The organism is Pseudomonas sp. MD195_PC81_125 (assembly GCF_014060985.1).
Taxonomy (GTDB): Bacteria; Pseudomonadota; Gammaproteobacteria; order Pseudomonadales; family Pseudomonadaceae; genus Aquipseudomonas; species Aquipseudomonas parakoreensis.
This window is the reverse complement of record NZ_JABULD010000297.1, coordinates 1-586: the sequence shown is the minus strand read 5'-3', so window position 1 is coordinate 586 and position 586 is coordinate 1. Positions and strand designations below refer to the sequence as shown.

1 protein-coding gene is annotated in these 586 nt (G+C 57.5%); it reads right to left on the bottom strand.

Going from position 1 to position 586, the window contains the following annotated elements; translation table 11 throughout:
- Positions 1–174 precede the first annotated feature (174 nt).
- Positions 175–586, bottom strand: a 412-nt coding sequence (locus tag HT737_RS12720; RefSeq protein ID WP_182402731.1) for an Lrp/AsnC family transcriptional regulator, incomplete at its 5' end; no start/stop codon positions are given.

The following is a 586-nucleotide window of genomic DNA, read 5'->3' as shown; positions in this document are numbered from 1 at the left end:
CGCGTCTGAGTATAGGAAAAGATGCCAGCCATTCTAGGGAGCGTGGAACACGTTAATAAGACGCAATGTGTCGTCGTTTTGCCATTTAACTGATCAATATGACGATGGGTGACTGCATATCGACCAGATGTAGAAGCGAACCTGCTCGCGAAGAGTCCCTCTCAGCCAACACATTTAAACTGGCTGCCCCCGATCGATCTTGCTACTCAAAATGATCGACGTTGTCGTCTTCTCCACCCCATCCACACTGCCAATCTGATCCAGCAACTGATCCAGCTGCTCCGGCGAGTCGGTGCGCAACCACGCCACATAATCAAATTCGCCACTCACCGCACACAACTGCTGCACCTGCGCCATCGCGCTCAGCCGGCGCAACACTTCCTTGCCGGAACGCGGCTGCACCTTGATCCCGACATACGCTTGCAACCCGCCATCGACCACGCGCTGCCCCAGACGCACGCCATAACCGGTGATCACCTTGGCCTTCTCCAGCCGCGCCAACCGTGAAGTCACGGTGGTGCGCGCAATGCCCAGTTGCCGGGCAAGCATCGCCACGCTTTCACGGGCGTTGATCTGCAGGGCGGCG